The organism is Rhodococcus sp. KRD197, assembly GCF_017168235.1.
Lineage (GTDB): Bacteria > Actinomycetota > Actinomycetes > Mycobacteriales > Mycobacteriaceae > Rhodococcoides.
In genome coordinates this window covers 987,046-1,005,352 of sequence record NZ_JABFAO010000004.1, presented here as the reverse complement: position 1 = coordinate 1,005,352, position 18,307 = coordinate 987,046, and the positions used below count along the sequence as shown (strand labels likewise).

8 protein-coding genes are annotated in these 18,307 nt (G+C 65.9%); 7 read left to right on the top strand and 1 reads right to left on the bottom strand.

Translation table 11 applies throughout. The features are described from left to right. The first annotated feature begins 88 nt into the window (after positions 1-88). Both J1M86_RS11020 and J1M86_RS11015 read left to right on the top strand, forming a co-directional pair. Positions 89-703 (top strand): hypothetical protein, encoded by a 615-nt coding sequence (locus tag J1M86_RS11020; RefSeq protein ID WP_206509822.1) that lies wholly within the window; start codon positions 89-91, stop codon positions 701-703. Positions 704-735: 32 nt separating this feature from the next. Then, complete coding sequence (locus J1M86_RS11015; RefSeq protein ID WP_241259758.1) at positions 736-6,924, top strand: helicase-related protein; 6,189 nt, start codon at positions 736-738, stop codon at positions 6,922-6,924. A 189-nt stretch (positions 6,925-7,113) separates the two neighbouring features. Here J1M86_RS11015 and mobF read toward each other — a convergent pair whose 3' ends face one another. Further along, entirely contained in the window at positions 7,114-13,335 is a 6,222-nt protein-coding gene (gene mobF / locus J1M86_RS11010; RefSeq protein ID WP_206509821.1) for a MobF family relaxase, read from the bottom strand. 202 nt (positions 13,336-13,537) lie between these two features. Here mobF and J1M86_RS11005 point away from each other — a divergent pair, with 202 nt between their 5' ends. The 5 genes from J1M86_RS11005 to J1M86_RS10985 all read left to right on the top strand — a co-directional run bounded on the left by J1M86_RS11005 (position 13,538) and on the right by J1M86_RS10985 (position 18,224). Next, entirely contained in the window at positions 13,538-14,002 is a 465-nt protein-coding gene (locus J1M86_RS11005) for a hypothetical protein (RefSeq protein ID WP_206509820.1), read from the top strand. 3 nt (positions 14,003-14,005) lie between these two features. Further along, on the top strand, positions 14,006-14,278 hold the full coding sequence (locus tag J1M86_RS11000; RefSeq protein WP_206509819.1) for a hypothetical protein: 273 nt from the start codon (positions 14,006-14,008) through the stop codon (positions 14,276-14,278). A gap of 93 nt (positions 14,279-14,371) precedes the next feature. Further along, entirely contained in the window at positions 14,372-15,487 is a 1,116-nt protein-coding gene (locus J1M86_RS10995) for a tyrosine-type recombinase/integrase (RefSeq protein ID WP_206509818.1), read from the top strand. Continuing rightward, positions 15,487-15,816: a helix-turn-helix transcriptional regulator gene (locus J1M86_RS10990; protein WP_206509817.1), complete on the top strand. Its 330-nt coding sequence runs from the start codon at positions 15,487-15,489 to the stop codon at positions 15,814-15,816. Before J1M86_RS10995 ends, J1M86_RS10990 begins: the two co-directional genes overlap by 1 nt. Before the next feature lie 1,253 nt (positions 15,817-17,069). Then, positions 17,070-18,224 carry a hypothetical protein gene (locus J1M86_RS10985; protein ID WP_206509816.1) on the top strand — a complete coding sequence of 385 codons (1,155 nt, stop codon included), beginning with the start codon at positions 17,070-17,072 and terminating at the stop codon, positions 18,222-18,224. Positions 18,225-18,307: the final 83 nt, after the last annotated feature.

Genomic DNA, 18,307 nt, shown 5'->3' with positions numbered 1-18,307 from the left:
CCCGACTCCAGGAGCGCACCTACCGTGGCCAAAAATTCCGACGATGACCAACTCGATTTGTTCGCCGACGCAGAGGACAGTGATCACCATGATCGACCCGATAACGCAGGACATCATGAAGCTCTATCTCGAACACCAGGGACTGCCGCAGGAGCTCAGCCCAGAAGATCAGCAGGAGTTCCTCGAACGGGAGAGCGAGCGGATCGCGGAGCGGATCGACAACATGAAGATCCACATGCAGGACCAAGTGCTGCGCCGCTACATGAAGGAGAACGGGGCAACGGCCCCGTACTTGGAGCAGGTGGGTTTGATCAATCAAGCGTGGGCGCAGGCGACGGACTTCGTGATCAACGAGGAGATCTACAACCAGCTCCCGGAGGACATGGAGGCGTACCCGCCGGACCAGGAGAGCGCGGAGGCGGAAGCGGAGCGGGACCGGGCGCGGATTCAGGTCCACCAGAGCGATCCGGAGCGGTGGCGCAACCCGATGAACTGCGCGGACCCGATCGAGTCGACTCGGCGGCTGATGCGTCTGCTGTGGAAGGACAAGCCGGTTCGGTTCCAGTACTACGCGGTGCATCTTCTGCAGGCGAGGATCGAGGACGACCAGCCGTACCCGACGTCGCAGAGCCACCCGCTGTATCGATCGTTCACGAACCTGCTCGACGAGAGAGTGGCCGAGCACGCGGCAAGCGGAAAGTAACCCGCCGCAGCGAAAGCGACGCTCAGCTGGACTTGTTCGCGTTCGACGCTGACGGCGCGGCACCGATCAATCCGGCCGGGGCCGACGTCGGCGCGGCGCCGCTGCCTACACCGCGAGACCCGGCTGACCTTGTCGCCGAAGCCGCGGCCGCCGCGCCGGCCTCGGCCCTGACACCAGCACCGACCACCACGGTTCCGGCGCCTGCGACAGAATCGACTCCGATCGAGCTGGTGCGCGACTCCTATGGGCGGCTCGCGCGTAGGGACGAGGCATTGGTGCGGCTGGCGCGTATTCGCGCCGACCTCGCCGGCACACTGACCGACCAGCAGATCACCGACGCGCTGCTGGAGATGCGGCGAGACTCCGACATCGCCCTGATCCCGGAGGAGAATCAGAAAACCCTCGACCGCGACGATCACGCGGCCGCGGTGAGCTTTGGTAACCAGAACCGGCACCTGCTGTCCATCGACGGCCGCCGCGTCGACCAACTCCTCCCGTCGCAGGATGCACCCGCACCCGGCAGCGAGACCGACTCCCCCACAGCCGATCCAGGCCGCGAATCACCGGCGACGGTGTCGACCACAGCCGACTCCGTAGCGCCCGACTCCGTAGCGCCGGATTCGGTGGTGCCAGATACAGCCGAAGGCATGGCGGTGGACAGTCAGACGCTGGCCGAACGGCTATGGACGACGCCGCCCGTCGACTTCCGGCCCGGCGGACAGGTGCTGGTGCCATCGGGGACGAAGGCGCGAGTGAGCGCGAACATCGCCGCCCTGCGCACGCTGGCCACGGTTACCGGCCAGGACCGCTACGCCACCGAAGCCGAGCAAGCAGTACTCGCACGCTGGTCGAGCTGGGGCGCGGCTCCGCAGGTATTCGATCCACGCCGACCCGACTGGGCCGCCGAACGAGAGCAGATCCGTGGCCTGCTCGACGACACCGCCTGGGCACAGGCTCAGCGCACCGTCCTCAACGCCCACTACACCGACCCGGCGATCGCCGCCGCAATGTGGAAGGCGACGATTCGAGCCGGATTCGCCGGTGGCAGGGTTCTCGAACCCGGCTGCGGGTCAGGGACATTCATCGCCCACGCCCCGGCGTCGGCGCAGATGGTTGGAGTCGAGCTCGACGCCACCACAGCGGCAATCGCGGCCGCACTGTCCCCGTCGGCGCAGATCCGCGCCGAAGGTTTCGAGAAAACCAGCGTCCCGCCGAGCTCGTTTACCGCCGCGATCGGCAACGTCCCGTTCGGGGACTACCGGCTCTACGACCCGGTCCACAACCAGGCCAAGCACTCGATCCACAACCACTTCATCGTCAAATCGTTGGCCATGACTGCACCCGGCGGCTACGTCACCGTCCTGACCTCCCGCTACACCCTTGACGCGCAGAATCAGCGGGCCCGCCGCGACATCGCCGCCCTCGGCGACCTGGTCGGTGCGGTGCGGCTGCCGTCGAACGCGTTCCGCCGGGTCGCCGGCACCGAGGTCGTCACCGACATTCTCGTGCTGCGCCGACGCGAGGACGGCAAGAAGCCCGCGCCGCTGACCGAGCGGTTCCTCCACCTCGAGAACGCGACCGCCCTCGACGAGGCCGGCGAGGACAAGGGCGTGCCGATCAACGCCGTCTACACCGATCACCCGGAATGGGTGCTCGGGCAGCTACGGGTCGGGCACGGCATGTACGGCAACGACACCCTGTCCGTGGCCGCGACCGAGGAAGGAGACCTCCCAACACTGGTCGAAGACACCCTCGGCGTCATCGTCGACACCGCAAAAGATGCCGGTCTCGGGCATACCGCGTCCTGGCGGGACACCCTCGGCCCGACGCGTGAGGACTTCGAGCGAGGATTGCTCGCGATCGGCGACGGCCCGGCAGCGGACGATCTCGCGGTCGGAACGCTGCGCCACGACGACCAGATGGGAACCATCGAACGCTGGACCGCGTGGGAGTGGGAGCCGGTGAACACCCGCGGAGCCAAGCAGGTCACCGAATGGGGCGCTCTGCTCGCACTACGCGACACCACTCGGGCTCTGATCGAGTCGCAGAAGGACGAGTCCACCAGCCCCGGGCAACGGCAAGCGCTGCGAGAGATCCTGAGCGAGCAATACGACGCCTACGTCGCCCGCTACGGCCCGATCAACCGATTCAAGATGTCGGTACCGAAGGACCTCACGGACGCCCAGCACGAGCAAGCTCTGACCAAACTGATCGACTCCTGGCGCAAAGACGAAGGCGTCGCCGGCGACCCCTTCGCCGGGGAGATTCCCGAAGATGTCTACGACCGGCTCTCCGACGACGCCTGGATCAATCCACGCCAGCCCACGAAGTTGCAGAGCCACCTCGGCAAGGCCCTGCGCACCGACCCGACCTTTGCCCCGGTGCTCGCGCTCGAGCACTTCGACGAAGAGACCATGACGGCGCGCAAGGCGGCGATCTTTCACACCGACGTGCTGCATTCACGTGAGCTGCGCACACACGCCGACACCGTCGACGAGGCGATGGCCATCAGTCTCGACGAGCAAGCGCGCCTCGACGTCGGCCGGATCGCTGAACTGCTCGGGACCACCGCCGAGCAGACAGAGATCGCGATGGAGGGGCGGGCATTTCGCACCCTGACCGACCCGACCCGCTGGGTGTCGGCGTCGAGGTATCTCTCCGGCAACGTCCGGCACAAGCTCGCCGACGCAGAAGAAATCGCCGCGCTCGATCCGCGCTACCGAGCCAACGTCGACGCACTGACCGCGGTAATCCCGCCGCGTAAGACCGACGTCGATGTCTCCCTCGGTGCCCCGTGGGTGCCAATCGAGACCTACACCGCGTTCATCCGGGAAACCTTCGAGGTGCCGAACGATGTAGAGGTGACAGTCGAGCGGGCATCAGGCCGGTGGGCGGTCTCTGTCGATCACTACCCGGGTGCAGCAGAACAGGACCTCAAATGGGGGCTGGTTCCCAAACGAGGGTCCTGGTCGACCAAGTTCAACTTCGAGCACCGACCTGCCGAGGACCGGGGCATCGGCAACGCCGGAATGCGCGCCGGCGACTACGAATGGCACAAACTGCTCAACGACCTGCTCAACAACGATCCGATCGAGATCACCAGCTCCAAAGAGTTCCGCGAGAGCGCCGGCGCACCCACCATTCACGACGCCGCGACCCGCGCGGCACAGTCCAAAGCCCGCCGGCTGGCCCAAGAGTTCGGGCAATGGGCGCTGCACGCCGACGAGGTCCGCCGCGAGCAACTTCTCGACATCTACAACGACAAGTTCAACTCCCTTGTCGCACCAGTGCATTCAGGCGCTCACATGAGCTTCCCCGGCCTGGGTGAGAAGTACTCTCCGTACCCTTACCAGCGCGACGCCGCCGCCCGAATCGTCTCCGAACCGACCGTGCTACTCGATCACGTCGTCGGAGCGGGAAAGACCGGCACCATTCTGATGGGCGCGATGGAGCTGGGGCGCCTCGGGTTGGCCGACAAGCCGTGGGTCGTGGTGCCCAACCACATCATCGACCAAGTCGTCCGCGAAGCGGGCCAGTGGTATCCCGGCGCACGGATTCTCTCCGGATCCGCAGCCACCGACGCCGAAGGTCGCCGGTTGCTCGTCGCGCAGTCCGCCTCGCAGGACTGGGACATCGTCATCGTGCCGCGTTCGGCGTTCTCCTCGATCGGCGTCGACCCCGGCACCAAAGCCGAGTACATACGCACCCAAGTAGCCGATCTCGACGCCGAGCTGACAGAAGCAACCTCGGACCTCACCGTCAAGCGACTCGAAGCGATGAAGACCAAGCTCGAGGAAAAGCTCGAAACAGCGCTGGAGCAGGCCGGCAAAGACCGTGGGCTGACGTTCGAGGCAACGGGGTGCGACTACCTGTTCGTCGACGAGGCCCACGAGTTCAAAAACCTCGCCCGCGCATCCGGGGTGACCGAGCTCGCGAACGAAGGCTCGCACCGAGCCACCGACATGGACTTGAAGCTGGGCTATCTGCGGTCGATGCGCCGCGAAGAGGCAATCACCAAGGGCATCCCCCCGGAGGAATACATCGAACGGGTCGCCACGTTCGCCACCGGTACCCCGGTCGCGAACTCCCTCGCCGAGCTGTGGGTGATGCAGCACTACTTGCGGCCCGACCTGCTCGACGACGCCGGGGTGTCTCAGATCAACGACTGGGGAGCGACGTTCACCGACACCGTCGAACGGGTCGAGCTCAACTCCTCCGGATCACGGCTACGCGCCATCACCCGAGTCGGAGAGTTCACCAACGTCGGTGACCTGATCGGCATGACGAGCGTGTTCACCGACGCCGTCACCCGCGACCAGGTGCCGGCGAACCTGCCGGTCAAGGACGGCGGCCGCAACACCGACGTCACGTTCACCCCCGCCCTGGAGGTCCAAGACTTCATCGCCGACCTCGGCCACCGCGCCGACACCGCCGACGTCAAGCGTCCAGATCTCGACAACGCGCTCAAGGTCGCCAACGACGGCCGCAATGCCACCCTCGATCCGAGGGTCGCGCACCTCGATGCGGCACCGCCGGAGAACTCCCGCGCGCACATCGTCGCGCAGCGAATCCTGGACGTGCACAACGACTCGGCCGAGAACATCTACCTCGAGTCCGCCGGCGAGCCACACCCCACACCCGGGGCGTTGCAGATCGTGTTCTGTGACCGCTCCACCCCGAAACCGAACGGCTCCTGGTCCATCTACGACGGGATTCGGGCCGAGCTCATTGCCGGCGGGATGGACCCCGCCCGGATCGCCTACGTCCACGACTACCCCAAGCCGTCGGAGAAGGCGCGGCTGTTCGAGATGTGCCGCACCGGGCGGGTGTCGGTGGTGTTCGGATCGACCGAGAAGATGGGCACCGGCACCAACATTCAAGACCGCGCGATCGCACTACACCACGTCGATGTGCCGTGGCGACCCGCCGATCTCGAACAACGAGAGGGCCGAATCATTCGGCAGGGCAATCAGAATGCGCATGTGAAGGTGTTCAACTACGTCGCCGAGAAAACCTTCGACACCGTGATGTGGCAGACCGTGCACCGCAAGGCGCACTTCATCGAGCAACTCAAGAAAGCGGACCGCTCGATGCGGCGCGTGGTCGACCTCGATTCCGACTCGCTCGCCGAGAACTCCGCGATGACCAAAGCCCTCGCCACGGGCGATGATCGGTATATCCAGCAGATCGAACTCGACTCCCAACTCCAGGAGCTCCAGTCCGAAGCGGATTCGCATTTCGCCGAACAACGCTCCATCGAACGTGACCGCGACCGGTTGCGCCGGGAAGTTCCGCGGGCACGCGATCGGGTCGCCGGCCTGAAAGAAGCGGCACCGATACTGAAGTCACGTCGCGTCGCTGAAAAGTGGCCGGGAATCACCATTCGAGGGGTTTTCTACGACAAGCGCAGCGAGGCGGCGTCCGCGATCGCGCTGGCGTTGCAGGGCACCTACCAGTCGCTCAAAGGTGAGGGCATGACCAAAACGACGGTGATCGCCGAGATGAACGGCTTTCCGATCGAGGCCTCCCGCCCAGCGCAGGACAGCCTGCTCTACCTCTCGTTCTCCGGGCTCGGCTCGTCGACGAAAGCGATCGAAGCGCACGACCTGTATCCGCGGATCGGGGACGGAGAACGCAGCCAACACTCCCTCGGGTTACTCACCCGCGTGGAGAACATGGCCTACACCGTCGATACGGACCTGGCGAAAGCCGAACACTCACTCGACCGCGACGAGCAACGCCTCGACGACCTCGAACTGGTCGAGCTGTCGGACTTCCCCAAGGCAACGCAGCTCAAAGACCTCTCGAACGAAGTCTCACGCCTACGGCGCGAAATCAAAGAAGCCGAAACAAGTCCTGAGGCCCTCGCCCGAGATGCCGCCCGGGCCGAACGGGCGGCAGCAAAGGGAAGAGAAAAAGGCTGGTCACTGATGCTCAATCCCACCCCTGCACTCATCGAGCAACTCGGCATGGGCAGCGCCGACGACGTACGAGCGATGATGCGTGACAACGAACTAGCTGTCACGCACGCGCGGAAAGTGACCGGCGGTATCGCGGCCGGCCAGTCCGAACCCAATGAACCCGACACCCGCCCCGGAAAGTTTCTGCGCGCCATGGAACACGACATCGGAACCGTAGGAGAGTGGAAAGGCACCGACCGCGATATCCCGGAGCCAGGCCCCGGCAACGAGCCCGGCAACGGGTACGACCTCGATACATGACCTTGGATCAGCGGTGAAAGCAACGCGGGCCGTCAACAATTCTTGACGGCCCGCGTTGTGGCTACTGTTCGATGGCTGCTTGGCCATCGGCGTTGTCCCTTTGATACAAAGGTTCGCTGCGTTGCCTCGGCCTCAGCGCCGGCCCACGAGTGAGAACAGCCTCGAACTGGCCGAGTCCTTAGAGGGTCCTTAGAGGCCACGCTCGTTGTCGTTTCCTCGCTCCGGGGTAGTCGGATCGGGCTGTGGCACCGGACGCTGGTGCGTCCATGTCGGCCGACTCACCCGTCCGGGGCCTGGCGCGTCCGCAAGCAGACGAGCGATGCTTTTCTGCGCGTCCGGATTGAGGGTGCTTACTTCGGCGACATGGTTCTCGGTATCCGTCACGCCCTCGATCGTGGGCGCTTTAACAGCGCCGTCTGTACCGGCGGCGGCACGGATGCGTTGTTCGGCGGCATGGCGCTCGCCGGCCAAGGTGACTGCCCGCAGACGTCGGCTGCGTTCGGTGATGGCGGTGTCGAAGACTGCGGCGGCGGCGACGTCGGCGGCCCGGCGGTCCGGGTCGGCGGCGCGTTGCACGATCGCGGGCCATTCGCTGGTCTCGGCCCGTACACGTCCGGCGGCGTCCTGAGCGGCGCGTTGGGTGTCGCGGACCTGGCGTGCGAGTCGTTCTTGGCGTAGTCGTGCGTCGTCGACGGCGGGTTCGAGGGTTTTACGGTCGCGCCGTTTCGTCGTAGCCAGTCGGTCGGTGAGTGCGGCATGTTCGCTGCGCGCTGCTTCGTGGTCGGCGCGGACGCGACGCAGTTCGGTTGCGACTTCGCGGGCGGCGGCGACCGCTGCGGCTTGTTCGGTGAGCTGGGCGTAGAGCTTCTCGGTATCGGCGAGGACGGTCGGTGCGGTGCGGGATCGTCCGGCGCGGTCGACGAACGCAATCAGCTCTGCGTCCGGTACGAGCCGGATCGGGTCTTGTTCCATCTTCGCGAGGAGTGCGGCGTCGGCAGGCGAGAGCACCGTCTGTGAGTCGGGAACGCGCGCTACGTCCTGCTGTGCGACCTCTTCCTGCGCGACCTCGTCCTGGACGTGTACCTCTGTCCGAGTCGTTGTCGACTGTGCCGCGTGCGTCGAGGTCATCGCGATACGCCGCGCTGCGTTCTCGGCGCGCAACACCATGCCGCCCAGGCGGTCCACTTCCTGCTGGAGTTCTGCCAGCGCGGCGAGGTCGATGCTTTCGGCTGTTCCGCGGGCGGTGATGACATCGGCTGTCGTGACTTCTCCTCCGTCGGCTGCGGTGACGCGTTCGTACTCGGCGGCTGCCTCCTGGGCGCGGGTGCGGGCGGCGGTAGCGGCGTCGTCGGCGAATCCGGCGCGCCAAATCTCCCAGTCGAGACCGCGCTGCGCGAGCGCACGCGCGTCTTCGTCGTCCCCGGCCGCTGCGACGTCGGCGGCCACAGCGGGCCGGACGACGGTGTCGATTCGGTGCCAGAGCGCTTCGGCCTCGAACTCGGTGTCCATCCAGTCCTGACGGGCATCGAGCATCGCGATCCGGGCGGGGCGTTGCCGGTCCGCTTGTTCCTGCATCTCGGTGAGCGCCGTGAGCATGTGCAGCAACGTCGGACTGGTGCCGACGGCCACTGCTGTGCGCAACGCGCGGTGTTCGACTTTGGCTGCGTCGAGATCAGCGGTGAGCAGTCGGACTCGTTCGTCTGCGGTGACCGTCGGGTACGGCAACGCAAGCACTTTCGCGTGCTCGAGCATCGCCTCGTAGGGATCGACCTCGCCGCCGTAGGGCTCGACAGCACTGGGTTCGACAGCATCAGGTTCGGTGTCGTAAGCATCAGGTGCGGTGTCGTAGCCGTCGTACTCCGGCGGCGGCGGCACGTCGTACTCGACCGGCGCATCGAGTGCGTCGAGCGAGGCAAGGTAGTCGGCGTCGGCACCGTCGGGGATCGACGGAGAGCTGGCATCCGGCGCTTCGGGACCCGCACCGCCGGTCTTTGGGCCGGACTTCGAACGGCGGATCGGAATGTGTGGCTCGACGAGTGCGGCGAACTCCTCAGGCAGCTCTGCGCCGGTGGTGTCGGAAACACCGGTGTCGGCAGTGAGGGTTTCTTCGTCCTCGACCGTGAGTGGTTCGACGTCTGGGCCGATGTAGGTGCGGGCGAGGTGGTTTTCGCGCACGAGCATTTCGGCCCGCCACGTCAATGCGGTGGCAAGTTCGTGCGCGGGGACGGTCAGTCCGTGATCGACGGGGTCGATGCCGCCGTGCAGGAACTCGTACGCGGTGCCGAGCAGCTGTCCCGGTGTCCACATGCTCGGGTCGGCGGCGTCGACGGTCGCCACGAGCGAGGGCCACCGTGGGTCGGACATGACCCGCGCGGCAGCTTTGTCGCCGAGCAGTTCGGTCAGCACCGGTGTCCACGACGGTTCGAGGACCGAGCCGTCGGCGTCGGTGTCGAGGGCGGCTGCGGAGAGCTCACCGGACAGTCGCCACCACAGTGCGGCAGCGGGCAGCTCGTCCGGGAGCGGAGATGCAGCGAGTGAGTCCCGCACCAATGTGTGCACGTCGATGCCGGCGCGGGCGGCGGCGGCGAGTCGGTCGGCGAGGACGGGGAAGTACGGGTCTTGCGCGATGTGGGTGTCGAGTTCGTCGACGAACGGACGCCACAGTGCCGACGCGGTGTGCGCGGCGCCGAGTACACGTTCGGCGCGCTTGTCGAGCTTGTGCTGCGCTTTCAGTGATGCGGCGGCTAGTTGCATCGGTCCGGTCGGTCGGCGGTCGTCAGGATCGACGCCGTGTGCGTCGCGGAAGACCGCGAGATCGCTCAGTAGATCGAAGTTCGGTTCCTCGGCGCCGAAGAACGGCCGCGCCCACAATTGTGCGGTCGTCGGTGTCCACGATCGGATGTCGGCGTCGATACGGTCGCGGAGCGCCGTGACGGAGTCGCCGCGGGCATCGAGGTAGTTGCCCCATTCGGCGGACTCCCCCTTGTCGGGGTCGCCGCGGAGTGCGGCAGGGATCGCCGGGAGCCACGGCAGCGGTCCCCGTCCGGAGGAATGACCGCCGCTGGTGTCGAGTCGCCAGTCCAGGACGGCGGCTTTGTCGAGCGCGGTGCCGAGCTCGCGGGAGCGCACCGCGACGCGCAGTGCCTCGACGGGATCGCGCCCGTGCGCGCCGACGATCGCCAGGTGTCCGCGCAGGACCGGCCATGCAGGCTCGTCGGTGAGTCCGGAAACTTCGGCCTCGGCGGCGTCGTCGATCTCGGCCATCTTGTCGGGTCCGAGGAACACCTCTGCGCCGGTAGCGACGGAGTAGTCGTAGGCGTTCGCGGCCGGGGCCAGATTCACGTGCGGGTTGTCGGCTGCGGTGAGGGTGGAGTGCGCGGAGATCTGTGCGCCGTCGCGGCGCAGGATCGCCCGGAAGTCGTCGACCGCGGTCGGGGGGAGCATCCCGCGTTCGGTCATCGCGGTGTGCAGATCGCCCTCGGATGCGGTTACGAGGTACATGTGGTTGTTGAGGCGTCCGCGGGTGAGCGCGACGTAGGCGAGCTGGCGGGTTTCGTCACCGGTGGCCACGACGTGGCAGGTGTCCGCGGTCGAGCCTTGCGCGGAGTGCACGGTGCCGGCGTAGCCGAGTTCGGTCGATTCCGCGGCGTAGTCGGCGGCGAGGGTGACGGTGCGTCCGAGTTCGAGATGCCGCACTACCAGTGACCCGTCGGCGCCGACGTTCTCGACTGTCCAGCGGTCACCGTTGCGGACCCAGTCGGTCTTGGAAAGGGTGTTGCGGCGGTCGTTGGAGCGGGTGCGCACGGTATCCCCGGTGCTGGCGCGCAGTCCGTCGGCGAGCACTGCTTCACGCCCGACTTTTCCGTCGCCGTCTGTCGCAGCGGCAGCGAGCCGGTCGGTGCGGGCGCGGGTGTTGAGTTCGGCGACGAGCTCGCGTGTCGGGGCGAGCAGGAGTGCGTCTTTGCCGGCGGCGCGGTCCGTCGACCACGCGATGTAGGCGTCGTCGGTGACCGTGGCAATCGACCCGACATGCAGCCGAGAGTGGTCGATGTAGAAACCGATCGCCGCGTCGTCGCCGTCACGCAACGCCAGCGACGCCGCACCTTCGGCCGCGCCGGTGACCTTGTCGCGGAACCGCACAACCTGCGAGAGCGTGAGCGCGCCGACACGGTCGTGGATATCGCGCAAAACACCGCCGGATGCAACGGAGGCGAGCTGCTGATCGTCACCGATCAACCGCACCGTCGCGCCGCGCTCGGCGAGGGCGGATACCGCTTCGTCGAGATCACGGGTGCCGGTCATCCCGGCCTCGTCGACGATGATCATCGTGTCGGGGCCGATGTCGGCGTACCACTGCGGAACGGACACCGGCTTGCCGTCCCGCAGACGCTTGGTGATGTCGACGAACTTCGCCAACGTATCGGTAGTCGTCAAGATATCTTGACGCAGGACTGCGGCGGCGGCAGCAGTCGGCGCGAACCCGACAACACGTCCGCCCGCGTTCTGCCACGACCGCGTCAGTGCAGTCATGGCGGTGGTCTTGCCGGTTCCGGCGGGCGCGAGTGCGAGCTGAAGTTTCGTACCGGACGTGGCCATCGCGCGGACGAGTGAGCGCTGTCCCGCGTTGAGTTCGCGGCCGTTCGCGGCGGATTCGAGGAGCGCCATCTCCACGTGCTCGTCGGCCACTGCAACACCATCGTTGCGCTGTGCAAGCGCGACGATGCGCGCTTCGGCGTCGAGCACTGCGGTGGTGGTGAACAGTGTTGCTTCGTGCCGGGTGTGCACGTCTCTGCCGTCGCGGCGACGCATCACCTCCGGGGCGAGATCCGAGGCGACGTCGTCCCCCAGATCGTCACCCAACGTGACCGCAAGCTCGGTACTGCACGCGCGGTCGGTGATCGCCTCGACGAGGTCGTTAATCCGATCGGCCGGCGGGTTGACGGTACGGACTTGCCTGATCGCTTCGGCGCGGATGTTGTGCCGTTGATAGCGCGAACGAGCACGCGAGACGACCTCGACGACCTCTGCTGCGGCGACGTCGATCCACCGTGGGTCGTCGATGTCCACACTCGCCCGGGTCCGCTTCTTGCCGGTCACCGCAGCGACCATCTTCGACAGCGCAGCGGGTGAGCCGAGAACGTCGACTGCTTCGGCGCGCCATCCTCCGCGTTGCTCGGCGTGAGAAAGCGGTTCATGTTTGGCCTGTCGAGTTTCCAGCGTTGCGCGTTGCGCGAGACGGATCGCTTCGATGGCGGTCGGTTCGCGGTGATGCTCGATTTGGAACTGCCGCGCGAGCTCGGCGGTGCGGACGGTGATCGCCGCACTGCGCGAGGACCAGCGTTCGGCGAGACGCGTGTCCAGGCCGACGATTTCGCGGACCGGTCGCTTGCTGCGATCGACACTCGGACGCTCCGCGAAGTCCACACCGATACGTTCACGCAGTTGCGCTTCGAGCGCGGTGTTGTAGACCTCGGAGGCAGGAACATTGTTGCGGTACAACGCGGCACCGTCGAGTGCGAGCCACTTCGTCGTGCCGTCCGGCAGGGTCGTGGAAACCTTGTTCGAGATGGCGACGTGGGTGTGCAGGTTCGGATCTCCGGCGCGTGAATCGCGGTGTGTGAACGCCGCGGCGATCAGACCGTTCGCGTCGACCTGCGCGACACCGCCGTTGCCGAGACGGGTGAAGCAGGCGTGCTCTTCGAGGTAGTCGAGCGCGGCAGCGATCGCGGCATCGTGCGCTGCTTCGATCTCCTGCGAGATCTCCCGCGGCGCAACTGCCCACAGCGCCGACACGCTTTTCACGGGCGTGAACGTCAGGTCGAAACCGGCGACGGCTTTGGTGTTCTGTCGTCCCGACTTTGCGACCCAGCCCGACAGTTCGCGTTCGTCCGCCGGGGTGCGTCCGTACTCGCGGCCGAACATCTCCGTCGCGACGCGGGTGCGGATCGTTGCGCGCGCCTCGGCTTCGATTGCTGCGTTCCACTTCTCGCCGCCGGCGAGGTTGTGCTCGACGAACGCCTTCGCGCACGCGACCCGGTAATCCGAGGCTCCGTTGTCGATCTTGAACGCACGTCCGAGCTTGATCGCCGCCGATGCCGCCCGCTCCGCGTCCTTCGTCGACGCGCCGCCGGCGAGTGCGGCTGCGAACTTTTCCGCGTACATCGTGTCGGCCTCGGGGTGCAGGCCGTCGCCGAAGAGCGCCTTCATGTGCGCCTCGGAGACCGGACTGCCCGCGTCGATCGTCTCCAGGCCGGTCAGTCCGGTTCCGGTCCACTGCCCTGGTGACTCGCCTTTTTCGGAGTAGTAGTCGGCCAGAGATGCCGCTCCTCGTTCGGTCGAATCCGCCGCTGCAACCTGCCTGGTCAGGTATGTATACCCGTCCCCGGCAGTGAGCTTGTGCAGACCCATCATGGACCGGACCATACCAGCGGGATCCGCGAAGAGGCCTTAATGCATGAGGTATGTGGGTTCGACTTTGACTTTGGGACGTGGAGTACAGGGGGCAAATCTAGTGTGTCTGGGGTCAGGATTTGGGGTTGTCAGATTGGTGATCTGAGAGGAGCTTGTGTCAGGATCTGGAACTTTGACGGTGTCTGACACTAGGGTTGGCCGCATGGCGTCGACTCAGGCACGGCAGACAGCGCGCGCTCGGGCACGGGCAGCGCAGCAGAAAGTTCTCGCCGACCGGAAAGCGCGCGACGAGAAGAACATGGGCTCGCTGACGGACTATTTCGCTGCCGCCGAGCAGATCGACGCGGCTCGGCTGGCGATGGCCCGCGCGCTCGACGACATCCGGGGCCGGGAAGGAACCCTCAGCGCCGCTGCGACACTCGTGGGGATCACGACCGGGGAGGCACGCAAACTTCTGGCGCTACTCACCGACACCGCAGCGACGTCGGCGAGCACAGACACCGGCGACGACACCTCGGACTCCGACTCGGATGCGGAGGCAGATCCTCGCAACGGCTCGGCTGGGCACGATGCCGCCGACACGGCGTCGACAGTGGATGCAACGACGAGCAAGACCGCGTCCGGCGACAGCGTCACGGACGCCGAGCCCGCGACGAGTCAGGGGTAACTGGTGAGCGCTCCGGTGCTGCAACTGGCGTTGTTCGGGGATGACACCGACGCTGCAACACCTCAGCCCGTTCGTCGGGTGTGGCGACCGTTGCAGCAACCGTTGACCGCGAAGACCGTGGCGCGGTTCTGGCAGAAGGTCGTGCGAACTCCAACCTGCTTCTTCTTCAACGGGTCGGTGAGTTTTCCCGACGGGTACGGGAGAAACCGAGCGGAGTTGCATCGGTTCATGCATTCGACGGTCCGCCGATATTTAGCGACCGTGCACGTCAAGTAGTTGCCTCGGACTGATCGTTGCACGCGCCGCCCCGCCTGAACAGGCCAACAGTGGGGGTTGCCAATAACGCAACGATGATGCATCGTATGCAACATGGTGTCGGCGACGGATTTACCGGGAGCCAGCCATCTCGTCCTCGCTTCCGGAGTAGTACATCTCGATCCGCAGACAGCGGTGTTCGAGGCAATGCTGGACGGCTGGGCACGGCAACAACGGGTCCGATTCCTCAAACCCGGGACGATTGCCGGACGGTCGTTGAAGATCCGGCGCATGACCGAATACACCAACGATTACCCGTGGCTCTGGACTTGCTCGGACGTCGAGGAGTTCATCGACACCCGACGCCATTGCGGACAACGCATTGCCGTCTCGACCGCACGCCTGTACGAGCACACGCTGCGAACATTTCTCGAGTTCGTCACCGACCCGCGGTACGGCTGGCCCGCCGAATGCATGCAACGGTTCGGTGCCGCGCCGTCGCAACTACTGCACAAAGACAACACCGTCGTCCACGTCAACGAATACGAAGGCAACCCCCATCGGCGGCCGTTGACCTACGACGAAGTTCAACTGTTGTTCGATGCCGCCGACAGCCGAGTCGACGACATCCGTACCCGTCACCGCAAGGGCGCACTCGGCGCGATGCGCGATGCAGCACTGCTCAAAACGATTTACGCGTTCGGGCTTCGTCGCCGCGAAGCGTGGGGGTTGGACCTGACCGATCTGCGGCACAACCCGAAGGTCCCCGAGTTCGGCCGCAGCGGCGGCTTGTTCGTGCGGTGGGGCAAATCTTCACGCGGCGGACCTCCCAAACGGCGCACCGTCCTCACCGTCCCCGAGATGGATTGGATCGTCCCCGTTCTCGACCAGTGGATCGATGAGATACGACCAGAGTTCGGCGTCGGAGCGCACCCTGCAATGTGGGTGACCGAACGCTCGGACCGTATGTCGCTGCGCCGCATCAACGAAGCGTTCACCGCCGCGCGTGAGGCAGCCGGTCTTTCGACCCAGCTCGATCTTCACTGCCTGCGCCACAGCTACGTCACACACCTCGTCGAGTTCGACTACCCGGAAAAATTTGTCTCCGTTCAGGTCGGCCATGCGTACGCCGCGACGACGGCGCTCTACACCGGAGTGTCCGACGACTATCGCAACAGGTTGCTCCAACGCGCGATGAAACGACACTCCGACGTATGGGAGCAGCTGTGATGACGAGAAAGATGGGCTACCACTGGCACCTGCGAAAGATCATGGCCACCCGGGACATGTTCGCCACCTCGGACCTCGTTCCACTGTTGGCCGAACGCGGCATTCACCTCTCCCGCGAACAAGTCTTCCGGCTCGTCACCCAACCCCCACAACGACTGAGCATGGACACCCTCGCCGCTCTCTGCGACATCCTCGACGTCGGAGTCGACGACCTGATCGAAATCACCGCCGTCAACGAACAGATCACTAAGACCGTCAACAGCTCCCCCGTACCGAAACCTGCCCCGACGGTGCGGCGCTCCACGATTCGCCGCCCGCAGGGACTGTGAACTTCCGCGAGCAAAGGCGACTGAGCAAGGCCGCTGACTCGGCTGCGATCGTTGCCTGGATCTGCGATCTGCTTCCCACCGCCGATCCTGACGCCGTGACGCGAGGGCTGGTCGCGCTGAAACTGACACCGGCGCACACCGCACAGGTTCTCGCACACGTGCATACCCATCCGGACGCATTGACCTCCGGCGACTCTGCAGGCCCCACAGGCGTGCGCCGACTCCTCGACATGCTCGCTGTCGATCACCCCGAGGTACACCGCGCGAGATGTGGACGCTGCGGCGACTCGAACCGACCGTTGCCCTACCGCAGCAAAGGCGACGACTCCTCGATCTGTGCCCGCTGCTATTTCCGATCGCATCGCATCACCTGTGTCCGCTGTGGGCAGTCGGGCCCGCCCGCGCACCGAGAGGTCGGCGGCACAGTCTGTGCTCACTGCGCACGCAAGGACACGGCCCGTCACAGTCCGTGCACCAAATGCGCGAAGGTGACGCTGGTGGCCTACCGCGTCGACGGCCGGCCGCTGTGCCAGAACTGTGGCCCGAAGCCGCGCCACACGTGCGCCGAGTGCGGCCGTACCGACCAACTCGCGAAAGCGGTCACCGAGCACGGTCCGATCTGTTCGAGCTGTTACCACCGCTCCCGCCAACACCGATGCCACCAGTGCAGCCGCGTCACCAGCTATGCGCGGCGCGATGGCTCGCTCTGGATCTGTGATCGGTGCCGCATCCCGCCGACTGCCACATGTTTCGTGTGCGGCATAGCCAAGCCCTGCGAAAAGGGTCGTACCCTCGGACGGCCGATCTGCTCGACGTGTGCATCGCGCACGCGCCCACACAAGCCGTGCACTGATTGTGGGGCCACCCGGCGCGTCCGCGCGGTGTTGCCGGCTGGACCGATCTGCGCGCCCTGCCACGCTGCGTGCACACCGAAACCGTCGTGTTCGCGGTGCGGCGCACTGCGAGATACGCGCATCACCCTGCCGATCGGATCGATCTGCGCCCCGTGCTTCTACGCCCTGCGCGACAACCCGGCACCGTGCGCCCGGTGCAGTCTCCGCCGTCCACTCGTCGGCACCGATAGCGGCGGAGACTCCTTATGCGGGCCGTGTGCCGGAGACAACCGCCTGTGGAACTGCCGGACGTGCCACGGGTTCGATCTGCTCGTCAACGACACCTGTCACAGCTGCACCACCACAGGGCAACTCGACGCAGTCCTCGCGGGCCCCGACGGGGCTGTTCATCCACAGCTGATGGCTCTGCGCACGGTGATGCTTGCGCTGTACACGCCCCCGCAGATCGAGCATCGCTGCAAGTACTCGCAGTGGACGCATCTGCTTCGCGATCTCGCCGCCGCCCACCACGACATTGCTCACGCCCACTTGGACGCGCTGCCTCAGGACAACCACGTGCGGTTGCTGCGACACGTCCTCGTCGACACCGGCGCTTTGAGTCCGCGCAGCAGGTTGACCGACGCGGTCGATCCGTGGCTGCAGCACTACCTCGCCGACCAGCAGCCCGACGTGGCAGCCCTGCTGCGGCCCTACGCCGCTTGGTCTGTGCTGCGCCGTGCACGACATCGAGCCGCACGCGGCCTCGACTCCCCCAGCACCCCGAAATACGTGCGCACCCGCATCGCAGTCGCAGCCCAGTTCATGGCGTGGCTCGCTACCCGCGATACGGCACTGTCGACATCAACTCAGGCCGACGTCGACCTGTGGCTGTCGCAGGGCGCAACAACCCGCCACCGGATCCGCGACTTCCTCCACTGGGCGCACGCCAACGGATATGCCACCGATCTGACAGTGATACCGCTCGGACGAACAGGTCTCGCCACCCACCTTCTCGCCGAAGACACCCGATGGGCACTATTGCGGCGCTGCTTGCACGAAGACACCACACCGCTGGAACTGCGTGTCGCCGGTGCCCTCGTCCTGCTCTACGGCTACATCCCCACCCGAATAGTCGAACTCACACGAAACGACCTCACCACCGACGAGTCCGGCACTTACCTGACTCTCGCCGCGCATCCTGTGCTGTTACCGCCGGCACTGGCGCAGCTCGTGACCCGATTCGCCGAACAGCATTCGCTGCCCTCCGACATCGACAGCCCACCATGGTTGTTTCCCGGTGCACGTCGCGGACACCACCGCGACCCCGGGAACCTGACGAAGCGCCTCAATACCGAACTTGGCATCTTCGTCCGTCCCGCCCGCGGCGCAGCCCTGTGCGACCTCGCCGCAGACCTACCATCACCCGTCCTCGCCGAATTGCTCGGCGTCTCGGCTTCCGCCGCTGCTCGGTGGACCGCGCTCGCCGCGCGCGACTGGACCACCTACATCGCCCGCCGAACACACCGCGAAACCCCTCCGATAATCGACGACGAGAGCTCTGGCACACGTCGGTAACAGCTCCCAGCGGAGCTGTTACCGGCGAACGCATACGAAAGTTGTCAGTATCGCCGCATACTCTCGCGCCGGTCGGTAACAGT